Annotated in this window: 15 protein-coding genes; 4 read left to right on the top strand and 11 right to left on the bottom strand. The window is 56.8% G+C overall.

Translation table 11 applies throughout. The features are described 5' to 3' along the window. Positions 1-4: 4 nt before the first annotated feature. On the top strand, positions 5-2,326 hold the full coding sequence (locus H511_RS0100485; protein ID WP_027250539.1) for a Tex family protein: 2,322 nt from the start codon (positions 5-7) through the stop codon (positions 2,324-2,326). 82 nt (positions 2,327-2,408) lie between these two features. On the opposite strand, the gene H511_RS0100480 is transcribed toward H511_RS0100485, so the two are convergent. Both H511_RS0100480 and bioH read right to left on the bottom strand, forming a co-directional pair. Next, on the bottom strand, positions 2,409-2,873 hold the full coding sequence (locus H511_RS0100480; protein ID WP_027250538.1) for a hypothetical protein: 465 nt from the start codon (positions 2,871-2,873) through the stop codon (positions 2,409-2,411). Positions 2,874-3,018: 145 nt separating this feature from the next. Next, on the bottom strand, positions 3,019-3,843 hold the full coding sequence (gene bioH, locus H511_RS22080) for a pimeloyl-ACP methyl ester esterase BioH (RefSeq protein WP_051287644.1): 825 nt from the start codon (positions 3,841-3,843) through the stop codon (positions 3,019-3,021). A gap of 46 nt (positions 3,844-3,889) precedes the next feature. Between bioH and H511_RS0100470 the strand changes: the two genes are divergently transcribed. Together H511_RS0100470 and nfuA are read left to right on the top strand one after the other, a co-directional pair. Further along, a complete protein-coding gene (locus H511_RS0100470; protein ID WP_248616553.1) occupies positions 3,890-4,573 on the top strand; it encodes a ComF family protein in 684 nt (227 codons plus the stop codon). A 119-nt stretch (positions 4,574-4,692) separates the two neighbouring features. Beyond that, positions 4,693-5,271 carry a Fe-S biogenesis protein NfuA gene (gene nfuA, locus H511_RS0100465; protein WP_036758293.1) on the top strand — a complete coding sequence of 193 codons (579 nt, stop codon included), beginning with the start codon at positions 4,693-4,695 and terminating at the stop codon, positions 5,269-5,271. A gap of 171 nt (positions 5,272-5,442) precedes the next feature. Here the strand turns inward: nfuA and H511_RS0100460 are convergent, their stop codons facing one another. The 6 genes from H511_RS0100460 to H511_RS0100435 form a co-directional block, all read right to left on the bottom strand. Continuing rightward, positions 5,443-5,835, bottom strand: a complete 393-nt coding sequence (locus H511_RS0100460) for a 3D domain-containing protein (protein WP_027250535.1) — start codon at positions 5,833-5,835, stop codon at positions 5,443-5,445. A gap of 108 nt (positions 5,836-5,943) precedes the next feature. Then, complete coding sequence (dinF, locus tag H511_RS0100455) at positions 5,944-7,293, bottom strand: MATE family efflux transporter DinF (RefSeq protein WP_027250534.1); 1,350 nt, start codon at positions 7,291-7,293, stop codon at positions 5,944-5,946. Positions 7,294-7,380: 87 nt separating this feature from the next. Beyond that, positions 7,381-8,307 (bottom strand): heme o synthase, encoded by a 927-nt coding sequence (cyoE, locus tag H511_RS0100450; RefSeq protein WP_027250533.1) that lies wholly within the window; start codon positions 8,305-8,307, stop codon positions 7,381-7,383. A gap of 18 nt (positions 8,308-8,325) precedes the next feature. Further along, a complete protein-coding gene (locus tag H511_RS22075; RefSeq protein WP_248616552.1) occupies positions 8,326-9,480 on the bottom strand; it encodes a COX15/CtaA family protein in 1,155 nt (384 codons plus the stop codon). A 31-nt stretch (positions 9,481-9,511) separates the two neighbouring features. Next, complete coding sequence (locus H511_RS0100440; protein ID WP_027250532.1) at positions 9,512-10,060, bottom strand: hypothetical protein; 549 nt, start codon at positions 10,058-10,060, stop codon at positions 9,512-9,514. Positions 10,061-10,094: 34 nt separating this feature from the next. Continuing rightward, on the bottom strand, positions 10,095-10,775 hold the full coding sequence (locus tag H511_RS0100435) for an SURF1 family protein (RefSeq protein WP_027250531.1): 681 nt from the start codon (positions 10,773-10,775) through the stop codon (positions 10,095-10,097). 53 nt (positions 10,776-10,828) lie between these two features. Here H511_RS0100435 and H511_RS0100430 point away from each other — a divergent pair, with 53 nt between their 5' ends. Beyond that, positions 10,829-11,035 (top strand): DUF2909 family protein, encoded by a 207-nt coding sequence (locus tag H511_RS0100430; RefSeq protein ID WP_027250530.1) that lies wholly within the window; start codon positions 10,829-10,831, stop codon positions 11,033-11,035. 12 nt (positions 11,036-11,047) lie between these two features. Here the strand turns inward: H511_RS0100430 and H511_RS0100425 are convergent, their stop codons facing one another. Genes H511_RS0100425 through ctaD form a run of 3 tightly spaced genes read right to left on the bottom strand, consistent with a single transcriptional unit; the run spans position 11,048 to position 14,124 of the window. After that, on the bottom strand, positions 11,048-11,950 hold the full coding sequence (locus H511_RS0100425) for a cytochrome c oxidase subunit 3 (protein WP_027250529.1): 903 nt from the start codon (positions 11,948-11,950) through the stop codon (positions 11,048-11,050). An 8-nt stretch (positions 11,951-11,958) separates the two neighbouring features. Next, the gene (locus H511_RS0100420) at positions 11,959-12,510 is read right to left on the bottom strand and encodes a cytochrome c oxidase assembly protein (protein WP_027250528.1); all 552 of its coding nucleotides are present in this window, start codon (positions 12,508-12,510) and stop codon (positions 11,959-11,961) included. A gap of 9 nt (positions 12,511-12,519) precedes the next feature. Beyond that, complete coding sequence (gene ctaD / locus H511_RS0100415) at positions 12,520-14,124, bottom strand: cytochrome c oxidase subunit I (protein WP_027250527.1); 1,605 nt, start codon at positions 14,122-14,124, stop codon at positions 12,520-12,522. Positions 14,125-14,127: the final 3 nt, after the last annotated feature.

The following is a 14,127-nucleotide window of genomic DNA, read 5'->3' as shown; positions in this document are numbered from 1 at the left end:
TTCTATGACCACGAGTATCCATCACCTGATTGCGTCTGAACTGAACGTCAAAACGCAGCAGGTTGCCGCAGCCGTGGCGCTACTCGATGACGGTAACACCGTCCCCTTTATTGCCCGTTACCGTAAAGAAGTGACCGACGGGCTGGACGATACCCAGCTGCGTAATCTGGAGTCCCGCCTGGGCTACCTGCGTGAACTGGAAGACCGCCGTCAGGTGATCCTCAAATCCATTGCCGAGCAGGACAAGCTGACGCCGGAGCTAAAAGCCGAGATTCTGTCGGCCGACAGCAAAACCCGGCTGGAAGACTTGTACCTGCCGTACAAACCCAAGCGCCGCACCAAGGGCCAGATTGCGATTGAAGCCGGTCTGGAGCCGCTGGCCGATCTGCTGTGGTCACAACCGGACAACGATCCGGACGCCGCTGCTGCCAGCTATGTGTCTGCCGACAAAGGTGTCGCCGATAGCAAAGCGGCCCTGGACGGTGCCCGCGCAATTTTAATGGAGCGTTTTGCCGAAGACGCGGCGCTGCTGGATAAAATCCGCCGCCACCTGCAAAGCAATGCCGAGCTGACCGCCCGCGTGGTGGAAGGCAAAGAGCAGGAAGGTGCCAAGTTCAAAGACTACTTCGAGCACAATGAAAAACTGACCCAGGTGCCGTCACACCGTGCGCTGGCGATGTTCCGCGGCCGCAACGAAGGGGTGCTGCAACTGGCGCTCAATGCGGATCCCAATCAGGAAGACGGCGTGCGCGGCTCTTACTGTGAAGTCATCATTGCCGATCACTATGGTGTGAACCTGGGCACCAAACCGGCGGACAGCTGGCGTAAGCAGGTGATCAGCTGGGCATGGCGCATCAAGATTCTGATGCACATGGAAACCGAACTGATGGCGGCACTGCGCGAAAAAGCCGAAGACGGTGCGATGCAGGTGTTCGCCGACAACCTGCACGATCTGCTGATGGCGGCCCCTGCCGGCCCGCGCACCACGCTGGCACTCGATCCGGGCCTGCGTACCGGCTGTAAGGTGGCCGTGATTGATGCCACAGGTAAACTGGTGGATACCGCCACCATTTATCCGCACCAGCCGCAGAAGCAGGTGGCCCAGTCCGCCGCCACTGTGCTGGCACTGCTGAAAAAGCACAATGTCGATCTGATTGCGATCGGTAACGGTACTGCTTCACGTGAAACCGACAGTTTCGTGGCACAGCTGCTCAAAGACAGCAATCTGAAAATTCAGAGCGTGATGGTCAGTGAAGCCGGAGCCTCGGTGTACTCGGCCTCTGAGCTGGCCGCCAACGAGTTCCCGAATCTGGATGTGTCGCTGCGCGGCGCGGTTTCCATCGGACGTCGTCTGCAGGATCCGCTGGCCGAACTGGTGAAAATCGATCCCAAATCCATCGGTGTCGGCCAGTACCAGCATGATGTCAGCCAGAGCAATCTGGCTAAGCGTCTGGACGCGGTGGTGGAAGACTGTGTTAACGCCGTCGGTGTCGATGTCAACACCGCCTCGCCGGCCCTGCTGACCCGCGTGGCCGGTCTGTCGCCGGCGATTGCCAGCAATATCGTGGCATATCGTGACGAGCACGGCCGCTTTGAGGCCCGCACCACACTGAAGAAAGTGTCGCGTCTGGGCCCCAAAGCCTTTGAGCAGTGCGCCGGTTTCCTGCGGATCATGAACGGCAAGAACCCGCTGGATGCGTCCGCCGTCCACCCTGAGTCTTACGACGTGGTCAAGGCCATCGCGGCGAAAAACGGCAAGCCGCTCGATGCCCTGATTGGCAACAGCGAGTTCCTGCGCGGTCTGAAAGCAGCCGACTACACCACAGACGACGTCGGCCTGCCGACCGTCACTGATATCATCCGCGAGCTGGACAAACCGGGCCGCGATCCGCGCCCTGAGTTCAAGACCGCCACCTTCGCCGAAGGCATTCACGAAGTGAAAGATCTGATTCCGGGCATGGTATTGGAAGGGGTGATCACCAATGTGACCAACTTCGGGGCCTTTGTCGATATCGGTGTGCATCAGGACGGTCTGGTCCACATTTCGGCGCTGTCGGACAAGTTCATCTCCGATCCGCGCGAAGTGGTCAAAGCCGGCGATGTGGTGAAAGTCAAAGTGATGGAAGTGGACTTGCCACGCAAGCGTATTGCCCTGTCGATGCGTCTGAACGATGAACCGGGCCAGGAAGCGAGCCACAAACCGCAGGGTGGCCAGCGTCAGGGTGAACAAGCACGCCGGGCACCGCGTCAGCAGCGTGACAGCCAGCCGGACAACAGCGCCATGGGCGGCGCCTTTGCCGCGGCGTTTGCCAAAGCCAAGAAATAATCCTCAGCCATACAACGATAAAGGCGGGTCTGACCCGCCTTTTTTGTCTTTAACTCAGCCTTCAGCTCATACACACCATCAATCAGACAATCTTAAGCATTTCGGTGGGCGGATTCGGTACTGTGGCCTGGGCATACTTATAGCGGATCACGCTGCGGATACGTTCCATTTTGCTGATCTGGGCCAGCTCTTCGAGCAGCGCCCTTGGCAGACGGATGTGCATGCTGTAGCCGAGCTCGCTGACATCTTTCATATAGCTGTCTGCCGACAGTGCCAGCACCAGCTGTTCGAATTCCTGCTGATAACCGTAGCTTTTTTGCTGGGCGGCATCCAGCGAGGCGTAATCCGGATGCTCACTGGGATCCCAGCCCGGCCGCCGCATTTGTTTGTCATCACCTTTGAGCGAAGGTTCGCTGCCAGAGGGCAGACTGGCACTGGCCGGACGCACTTTTTCACGGATCTTGTTATCCCGCGCAGCCTGCTCCGTCATCGGATTTACCGATGGCGCCAGTGTCGGTATACCGGCATTCAGGGGCGACACTATCATGTTCAGGCGACTCCTACAGACAACGCTTTGAGCCACAGGCTCTACGCTGACGCACCCGAGCAACGGCTGTAGTGCGCCTCATGAATAACTGCAAAGGTGGCAGAAATCTCTGCCGCTACACATTGATTATCGGCCAAGAAAGGTTTTACTTTAATATTTCTGTCGATTCTGTCGCCAGGGCTGCCGGAGCATCACCTTCAATAAACACCTGTAATGACTGCAGAAAGTCCTGCGGGTGTGAAATAAAAGGCGCATGGGAAGCTTGCGGGAAAACCACTTTCTCAGACTGCGGTGCCAGCCTGTCCATGTCGCTGGCCACTTTGACCGGCACCAGGCCGTCAAGCCGGCCATAAAGACGCAGCCAGGGCTGTTGGATCTGTGTCAGTTGCCGGCGTAAATCCACCTCCGCCAGCATCTCCAGCCCGGCAGCCAGCGCGGCCGGTGACGGCTGGGGACGCGACAGCACGGCCTGCTTGAGTAACCGGATGTCCTGCCGTGCACTCGGGCTGCCCATCGCCTGCAACGCCATGAAGCGCTCAATCGTCAGGCTGAAATTATCACTGAGCTGTTGCCGGAAGTCACTCAGCACCTGAGGCCTGATGCCGCGCCAGGTATCCATCGCGGCAAAACGCGGCGAACTGGCCACAGTGATCAGTTTGCTGACCCGCTCGGGCGCCTGCAGCGCCGCCTGCTTGGCGATCAGTCCGCCCAGCGACCAGCCCAGCCAGACCGCTCGCGCCGGCGCGCCGGCCAGTAAGGCGTCCGCCATGGCTTCAACAGACTGCGCCTTGACACCGGCACTGTACCCATAGCCCGGCATGTCAACGACATGCACCCGGTATTGTGCTTCCAGCTGCGGCAGCAGATGCTGCCAGACGGCGCCATTCATGCCCCAGCCATGAATGAGAACCAGATCGGAACCCTGAGCCGGGTCCTGACCAAATGCTTGCCAGTAGACAGATGCCGTCATGTACACTTCCTTCACTTCAAACCGGATGGCAAGGATGTTATCCCCTGTGGCTGTAAGATCAATCTTTCGTTGGCCAAACCAGCGATGTGCCTTGTGCCGTTTACCGCTGCGTGACGGTGATCACTACTGGTGTCAGCATTGCGTGGCCAGCCTGCCTCGGCCGCCTTATTGCCGGCGCTGCGGGGCTACCACACTCGAGCCCGTCAGTCATTGCGGCCACTGCCTGCGCCAGCCGCCGCCCTGGGATCAGCTGGTGCGTCTCGGGGAATATGGCTTTCCGCTCAACCGGCTGGTTCAGCAATACAAATTTCAGGGTAAATTCTGGCTCAGCCAGCCACTGGCCGCTTTGTTAGCCGAGCAGATGACAGAACCAGCTCCGCTGCTGCTGCCTGTGCCACTGCATCCCTGGCGCCGGTTCATCCGGGGCTTTAATCAAAGTGCGCTGCTGGCTGAGGCACTGGCGGAGCTCACAGGTGGTGATGCCGATCATCAGACGCTGCGCCGGATTCAACGGGCCCGACCGCAGCACCAGCTGTCAAGAAAAGCCCGTCAGCAGAATCTCCAGCAGGCATTTATACTTAACAAAAGGGTGTGGCCGGATCACGTGGCTATCGTCGACGATGTGGTGACCACAGGCAGTACAGTGTCCGTGTTGTCTCAGCTGCTCAGAAAGCAGCACGTCGCCCGGATCGATGTCTACTGTCTGGCCTTTACACCGCATTATCGCTGACCCGTGACAGCGCGTTCTGGACTGTTCAAAAAAACCACACAAGATTCAGGGGTGCGAGTTCTATCGTCAAAGAGTAGAATAGGTTTAACGCTTACTAAGTCAGGTATTACGTCGTGTCTATGATTACTATTACAGAAAATGCCCAGCAGCATTTCGTTAAGCTGCTGGCCCAGCAGCCGGAAGGCACCAACATCCGTGTCTTCGTGGTCAACCCGGGTACCCCAAATGCTGAGTGCGGCGTGTCTTACTGCCCGCCGGAAGCCGTAGAAGCCAGTGACACCGAAATTCAGCTCGGTATGTTCTCGGCTTATGTTGATGAGCTGAGCCTGCCCTTTCTGGCCGACGCTGAGATTGATTTTGTCACCGACAAAATGGGTTCACAGCTGACACTGAAAGCGCCCAACGCCAAAGTACGCAAAGTATCAGACGATGCGCCATTGATGGAGCGCGTGGATTATATGATTCAGACTCAGGTCAACCCTCAGCTTGCCGGTCACGGCGGCCATGTGTCCCTGTCTGAAATCACTGAAGATGGCGTCGCTATTCTGCAGTTCGGCGGCGGCTGTAACGGCTGCTCCATGGTGGATGTGACCCTCAAAGAAGGGATCGAAAAGCAGTTGCTGGCCGAGTTTGAAGGCGAGCTGAAAGGTGTGCGCGACGTGACTGAACACGCCCGTGGTGACCATTCTTACTACTGATTGTCTTACTACTGATTTATGCCCGCGCGGGATCTCATCCCTACTCCCGCGCACCGGGAAAAATCACATAAAAAAAGCCGCATTCGCGGCTTTTTTCATTCTTGTCTGTGCTTAATGCCTATCAGGATAATCAGGCTTTCGTGCGATTATTCGGCTAGGTATTGTGCGATATCAGGCTTTTAAAACTGTGATAGTCACAGCGCGTCGGCCCCAGTTTTTAGCGGCCCGGATATCACGGCCCATGTAGATATCAATTTTCTTTGACCAGCGGTGATGCATCTTATCCAGCACCACATACTCACCAGGCAGGCCTGAGATTTTTACTTTAGAGCCGTGTTTGAGGCCCATTTTCAAAAGGTCTCGAGATACTGCGATTGCCTTCATTCCCGGCTTAAGTCTGTCTCCCCAGGCAGCAATGGATGGGTTGCTGTCGGTCTGGGCTGGCACGGAATTATACGCCGTTGCCGTTACGCGAACTTTGGCTCCCGGAGCCACAGCACTAGCATTAAAACACCACAGTAAACCCATAAAAAGCAATAAAAAAACACCGATTTTTTGTTTCATTTTCAACCTGCTCAACGCCTAAAACAGGTCATACTTTAAACACTATCAATAAGAAAGGATAGGGTTATTCGCCTGCTCAGGCTTATTGAACAGCATAAAATATGATAACTATTTGTTAGAACAGGCCTCTTCAAGAAAAATATTTTTTTGCCATTGATACGCAAAAATAGCCGCTAGCAACAGCCCTCGCATGGCCAGAAAACCTAACATCGCCGCCCATAGCGCATGGTTACCAAACGGGCTGAACAGCTGCCATATCAGGAAGAAACTGCAGGTCGCGATAAACATGCTGTTGCGCATTTCTTTGCCTCGGGTCGCGCCGATAAAAATGCCATCCAGCAGAAAGCACCACATCGCCACCAGAGGCACGGCAGCCAGCCAGGGCAGGTAACGACTGGCTTCGCGCTGCACGGCCGGGATATCCGAGATCAGGGCGATAATCGCATCCCCGAACAGCGTGAAGGCCAGCATCATCAGCAACGCGATCACCACACTCCAGAAAGTGGTACTGATCAGCGTCCGGCTCAGGGCTTCGCGGTTTCTGGCGCCTATGGCTTTGCCCACCATGGCCTCCATGGCATAGGCAAAACCGTCCATCCCGTAAGACACCAGCATCAGAAAGCTCATCAGCACCGCATTGGCAGCCACCACGTTATCACCCAGGCTGGCACCCTGAAAGGTCATGAAGCTGAAAGCCAGCTGCAGACACAAGCTGCGCAGGAAGATATCCCGATTCAGACGCAGCAAGCGGCCGATTCCCTGCCCGACCTGACTGAGCTGGCTACGCCAGGGCGGCAAATTCAGGGTTTTCCACTGGCAGGCAACAAAATACAGTCCCAGTACCATGCCGCTGTATTCGGCGATCACAGAAGCGGCGGCCGCACCGGCCACCTGCCAGCCCAGTCCCAGCACAAACAGAACATCGAGCAGGATGTTGATGCTGTTGGTGATGATCAGCAGCCACATCGGCAGCCGGGCATTCTGACTGCCCAGCAGCCAGCCCATGATGACAAAATTGGCCAGCGCCGCCGGCGCCCCCCAGATACGAATCGAGTAATACTGATCCGCATAGGTTTTGACTGCATCGCTGGCATCACTGACGGAAAACACCGCATCCGCTATCAGGCCATGGCTGAGGATCAGCAGCGCCGCCAGCCCCCAGGCCAGGGCAATTCCCTGCAGTAATACAGTGGCCTGAGCCGCTTTATTACTGGCACCGAACGCCTGCGCGCACAGCCCTGTGGTTGCCATGCGCAGAAAACCGAGCAACCAGAAAGTCACGCTTATCATGGTGCCGCCGACAGCCACGCCACCCAGATACCAGGCATGCTCAAGATGGCCGATCACAGCCGCATCCACCAGCCCCAGCAAAGGGACAGTGATGTTGGACAGCACCATAGGAAGCGCCAGGGCAAAGACCTGGCGGTGGAGGGAAATATCTTTTAATGCGGCCAGCACAGTTTCAACCTTATGATTCACACGTTTAGCCGCACAGTGTAACAGCAGGACCCATGACTGCCAGCTGTTAACATGAATCTGCCTGTGTTACGCCAGCAGTATTCCCAGCCAGTGGTCAGCCAGTAACACCACAAAGAGTCCCAGCAGGTGCCAGATAGAAAACTTGAACGTGGCCCAGGCATGGCCAGGTTCATCGGCAAACTTGAGCTTAAGCGCGTAGCCGACAAAGCCCAGATTCAGCATCAGACTGCCCGCCAGATACAGCGCACCGCTCATGCCAGTCAGCCAGGGCAACAGGCCGATCAGCGTCAGAATCAGGGTATACAGCAGTACCATGGTCTTGGTGAAAGCTATCCCGTGCGTCACCGGCAGCATAGGAATATCAGCTTTGGCATAATCATCGCGGCGGTGTATCGCCAGCGCCCAGAAATGCGGCGGTGTCCAGGCGAACACCAGCATCACCAGCAACAGCGCATGAGGATCAAACTGGCCGGTTACCGCCGCCCAGCCGAGCAAGGGCGGCGCGGCGCCGGCCAGGCCACCGATGACGATATTCTGTGGCGTGGCGTGCTTGAGCCACACCGTGTAAACCAGCGCATAACCGACCAGACTGGCCAGCGTCAGCCAGGCGGTCAGCGGGTTCAGCTGCCACAGCAAGGCAAAGCCCACTATCATCAGCACAGTGGCAAAAATCACCGCATTGACAGTCGGCACCCGTCCGCGCGCCAGAGGCCTGTGATGGGTGCGGGCCATTTTGGCGTCTAATTGCCGATCGAGCACATGATTAAAGGCCGCCGCAGACGCCGACTGCAAGCCAATCCCCAGCAACCCCAGCACCACGGCTTTAACGGGCGGGATCCCCGGGACAGCCAGACACATGCCCACCAGCGCCGTCAGCAACAGCATCGCCACTACTTTCGGCTTGGTCATCATCAGATAATCGCGCCCCAGCTGGCGCCAGCTTCGGCCTGAATACGCTATCTGGCGCTGTTCCAGTGATTGTGATTTCGCCATGTCGCCTACCTCCCTGAATTAGCCTGACTTGGGTGTCATACGGCCAAAATGTGTGTGCCTTCCATGTGTGCCTGCCTGCGCCCGAATCAGTGCATGACGGACCGTTTTCACTCGCGGTATAGGTGCAGCCCGGCTGACACTCACCGCAGCCGGGGCCATCAACAAAGCCCAGTTCGCCGCCAGTACGCTGAGCAGTAAACTCAATCCCCCCAGGTTATGAGCCACAGCCACTGGCAGTGGCAGGCTGGCCAGTACATTCGTCACCCCCAGCGCGATCTGCACTGAGAGCAGCGCCAGTATCAGCACGGCGTAGCGCCGCCAGCCGATGTGCCAGAGCCGCCAGACAAGCAGCAGGATCACCAGGGTAGTCAGTATGGCGCCGATGCGGTGCGCGGCATGAATAGACACCCGCTGATCAAAATTGAGCACGCCATACTGATAGGTCTGAAAGCCCGGTTGCCAGGGCTCAAACGCCCTGATATCAAATTTACTCACCCAGTCCACTTCGCAGACAGGCAGCTGAGTGCAGACCACAGCAGCATAGTTGGCTGCCGTCCAGCCGCCCAGTGCAATCTGCACCGCCACCACTATCAGCCCGGCCACGGCTAAGCGCCTGACACTGACTAACTGAGAAGAAGAGGCAACCGCTGTCGCAGGCCGCTTTCTGTGTCTCCGCAGTACCCGCAACCAGAGCACCAGCAGCAGGCTGGCTGTGGTAAAACCGCCCAGCAGGTGACCCATCACTATCACCGGCTTGAGCGACATGGTCACCGTCCACATGCCCAGCAACGCCTGAAACACCACCAGCCCCAGTAACACCAGAGGTAAGCGGCGCGGCCTGTCATCACGGCGACGGGCCAGGATATTCAGAGCGACGATCAGCAGCCCGAGCGCACCGGCCATGTAGCGGTGGATCATTTCATTCCAGGCTTTATGCACCTCCACCGGGTGATCCGGGAAAGCCTGCTGGGCCAGTGCATGCTGAGCGTCAGTTTTAGGGACTGTCATGAAACCATAGCAGCCGGGCCAGTCCGGGCAGCCAAGCCCGGCTTCTGTCAGCCGGGTATACGCCCCCAGGGCTATCACAGCAACGGATAATAAGAGAGTCAGTCCAACCAGCCAGGTAAAGCGCCGGTCGGCCTGCCGGTAACGGGAAGAAGCCATTGATAACATCGCCACTCCTTAGCGCATGCGGTTTGCAGCATCAGCCTATTTTAGAAACCTTGAGTAAACGTTTGAGATCTCTCAGCATATCCTTACCCTGCGCCAGTACCTGCGTCTGTCCTTCCACCAGAGGATAAGCCAGCATGACATTGCCCTGCGGGTCTGAGATATAAATGGCCTGAGCACCGAATTCCAACGCGCGGATCTGGTCAAGGACAGGGTCCGGTGCGGTCAGTACTGTACTGCCGTCGGCCTGCACATGCTCTGCAGCGGGCAAGCCGCTGTCCCCCTGACCTGAGACCAGCACCAGGCTGGCAATGCGTTCCTGCTCGGCGCCCATGGCCTGAGGCACCTGGCGCAAATTAAACAAGGCACCCTGGCAGCGGGCATCACACTCTGCCGGCAGCAGATACACCAATTGCCATTTGCCACGCATCCCCTGCCAGTCGGTCACCACAGGCTGCTCCAGTAGCTGCCCACGATTGATGGCTCCCCCCTGATACCAGTGGTTGTCCAGCACCAGCTTGGCCACCACCACAGGCAGCACAAACAACAGTAACAACAACACTAAATTGATGTGTTTTCTCATCCCTGACTCCTGCTTCTCAGTGCCTACTGCGTTCTCAATGCGTACTGCGTTTCAGCCACCACCAGGCCAGCCCGGCGACGGCCAGCGCCAGCAGAAACCACTGCACGGCATAGGCATAATGCTTTTCCGGCCCCATCACTACGGCCTGCCAGTTCTGTTTGAGTGCCAGCGGATCATCCGGCGCTATCTGTATGACCCAGTCAGGCAAGGGCAATCCCGTTGCGTCTGCCAGTTCTTGTGGCTTGATGTTTTGCACCCGCCTTGGCCAGCCGTTTTCTGTCTCTGCCTCGCTCAGTTCAGGCAGCTGAGTTGAGGGGGCAACCATGCCCGTCAGCATGACCTGGCCATGAAATTCGGGTAACACAGGCAGCTCATCCCGGTATTGCGGGGCAGGTAACCAGCCTAAGTTCACCAGTACCCAGGCGCCGTTTTCCGTCCGGAACGGGTAAAACAGGTGATAACCCGGCCGACCGCGATCCAGCTGGTTATCCAGTAAAATCGCTTTGCTGTGATCATATTCGCCGCTTAGCCTGACCCGGTACCACAAAGGATCATCCGGCAGGCTGGCGACACTGTAGAAAGTCTGCTCTCCCCTGAGCTTCAGTGCCGCTGTCAGCGTTTCTTTTTCCTGTCCCCGTGAGATCTGCCACATTCCCAGCTTGACCAACACCGACAGGACCACCAAAGTAAAAAGAATAAACCCTGTCCGTCTCATCGCGTCCTTTGCCTCATCCCTGACGCCCTGATTCAGCCAACCACGGAGCTGTCATGTTGCTGAAAATCCTGATTGTCTGCCTGCTGTTCTTTATCTTGTTTAACTTATTCCGTGCCTTGCCAGTGATGCTGAAAGGCAAGCAAAGCAAGCCTATGTCTCACTACCTTGGTCGGCGCGTGCTGTTTTCTGTCCTGCTGTTTGCCCTGCTCTTGCTGGCACTGGCAACGGGTCTTATCGAGCCGCATCCCCGGCCGTTCTGAGGCCCTCCGGCATCAGAGAATATAGACAAAGACAAACAACCCCAGCCACACCACGTCCACAAAGTGCCAGTACCAGGCACCGGCCTGAAAGGCAAAATGGTGCTCCGGTGAAAAGTGCCCTTTCAGCACCCGCAGCCAGACGATAAAGAGAATAAGAGTGCCCAGAGTCACATGCAGGCCGTGGAAACCGGTCAGCATAAAGAAGGTATTGCCGTAGACCCCGGCATCTAAGGTCAGATCCATGTCTTGATAGGCATGGATATATTCGACCCCCTGCAGGTACACGAACAAGCCACCCAGCAGCACAGTTAGCAGCAGATAAAGGGTCAGGCGCGGGCGGTTACCGTTTTCCAGTGCCACATGGGCAAAATGCACCGTCACAGAAGAGGTCAGCAGAATCAGGGTATTGTAGAGCGGCAGACCAAGCGGCCCCATGGCCTGAGTTTCCGTGCCGTCAGGTGTCATGATCAGCGGCCACTGTGCGACAAACTCCGGCCACAGCACTTCGTGTGTCATGGCGTTATTTCCGGCCCCGCCCAGCCAGGGCACGGCTATCATCCGGGCGTAGAACAGTGCCCCGAAAAAGGCGGCAAAAAACATCACTTCAGAGAAAATGAACCAGCTCATGCCCTGACGAAAGGAGCGATCCATCTGTGAGCTGTACAGACCGGTCATCGATTCGCGGATCACATCCCGGAACCAGCCCACCAGCATGATCAGCAGCAGGCCCACCCCGCCCATCAAAATCCAGGGGCCATTGCCGCCGAACAGTCCACCGACAGTGGCACCGGCGCCCATGGCTATCAAAAAGAGCGCCACAGCCCCTACTATCGGCCAGGCGCTGGCCGCCGGCACATAGTAATGCTCATGGGAAGGTTTCAGGGACTGCTCATGTTCTGTGTACGGATTCGCCATGGTTGACCTCATTGCGTTTGCGCCGCGGGTTCCGGCTGAGCGTTAAACAAGGTATAAGCCAGTGTCAGTGTATTGATGTCCTCAGGCAGCTTGGGATCAATATAGAAGAGCAAAGGCAGCTCTGCTGACGCCCCGGCAGCCAGTGGCTGACGGTTAAAGCAAAAACATTCAATCTTGTTAAAATACTGCGCCCCCAGCCCCGGAGAAACGGACGGCACCGCCTGACCCACGGTGGCGGTCTGAGTCAGGTTCTGGGCCGAATACAGTACTTTGTAGGTTTCACCCGGATGCACCACCAACCGGGTCACTTCCGGTTCAAAGCGCCAGGCCATGCCAGGATTGATATAGGCCATAAACTCCACGGTAACGGTGCGTTTGTCATCGACCTGCTCACTGGCCATGGCAGCCTGATTGGATGTCTTGCCATTAATACCTGTGACTTCACAAAACACGTCATAGAGAGGCACCAGCGCAAAGGCGAAGCCAAACATCCCCAGTGACAGTAAAATCAGGCTCAGTAACGACTTCTTCTTACCTTTTTCCTTATCGGTGTCAGCCATATCGCCTCCTTAGTCCACCTTAGGCGGCGTGGAGAAAGTATGATGAGGAGCCGGGGAAGGTACTGTCCACTCCAGCCCTTCGGCACCATCCCAGGGTTTCGCACCTGCCGGCTCCCCGCCACGCGCACACTTCACCACGACCGCCAGGAAAATCAGCTGCGACAGACCAAACAGAAAGCCGCCAATACTGACGATGGCATTCACATCGGCAAACTGCAGCGCATAATCCGGAATCCGCCGCGGCATCCCTGCCAGACCCAGGAAATGCATCGGGAAGAACAGAATATTGACGGAAATCACCGAGCACCAGAAATGCCATTTCGCCAGGCGTTCATCGAACATGTGCCCTGTCCACTTGGGCAGCCAGTAATAGGCCGCGGCCATGATGGAGAAGATCGCGCCTGACACCAGCACGTAATGGAAATGGGCCACCACAAAATAGGTATCGTGGTACTGGAAATCTGCCGGGGTGATCGCCAGCATCAGGCCGGAGAAACCGCCTATGGTAAAGAGGACGATGAAAGCGATAGCAAACAGCATGGGCACTTCAAAGGTCAGTGAACCTCGCCACATGGTCGCCACCCAGTTAAACACTTTCACCCCGGTCGGCACGGATATCAGCATGGTGCAGTACATGAAAAACAGCTCGGCAGCCACCGGCATCCCTGTGGTGAACATGTGGTGCGCCCACACCAGGAAGCTCAGGCCGGCAATAGACGCCGTTGCATACACCATGGAACTGTAGCCAAACAGTCTTTTGCGCGAAAACGCCGGGATAATTGCGGAAACGATGCCGAAACTCGGCAAAATCATGATGTACACTTCCGGATGCCCGAAGAACCAGAAGATATGCTGGAACATCACCGGGTCCCCGCCACCGGCGGCATCAAAGAAACTGGTGCCAAAGTATTTGTCGGTCAGCACCATAGTGACCGCTCCCGCCAGCACCGGCATCACGGCGATCAGCAGAAACGCCGTGATCAACCAGGTCCAGACAAACAGCGGCATTTTCATGTACGTCATGCCAGGCGCACGCAAGTTCATGATAGTGACTATGACGTTGATGGCCCCCATGATGGAGCTGATACCCATGATATGGATCGAAAATACAAACAGGCCTGTGCTCTGCGGACTGTAAGTCGTCGAGAGCGGCGCATAGAAAGTCCAGCCAAAGTTCGGACCGCCCCCTTCCATCAACAGCGACCCCAGCAGCATGGCGAAGGCAAACGGCAGAATCCAGAAGCTCCAGTTATTCATCCGCGGCAGCGCCATGTCCGGCGCCCCTATCATCAGTGGCACCATCCAGTTCGCCAGCCCGGTAAAGGCAGGCATCACAGCACCAAAAACCATGATCAGGCCGTGTACTGTGGTCATCTGATTAAAAAAGTTAGGATCCACCAGCTGCAAGCCAGGCTGAAACAATTCAGCCCGGATCACCATCGCCATCGCTCCGCCGACCAGGAACATAGTGAAGCTGAAGATCAGGTACAGGCTCCCGATATCCTTATGGTTGGTAGTAAACAACCAGCGTTTGATACCACTTTGATGATGATGTGCCTCATGCTCAGTATGGCTGGTTTCTTCCACTGCCTGTTCACGCATCATGTCCGTCATGCC

Source organism: Photobacterium halotolerans DSM 18316 (genome assembly GCF_000425165.1).
In the GTDB taxonomy this organism is placed as follows: domain Bacteria; phylum Pseudomonadota; class Gammaproteobacteria; order Enterobacterales; family Vibrionaceae; genus Photobacterium; species Photobacterium halotolerans.
Note: the sequence above shows the minus strand (reverse complement) of the source record. Positions and strands in the feature narration are given on the sequence as shown.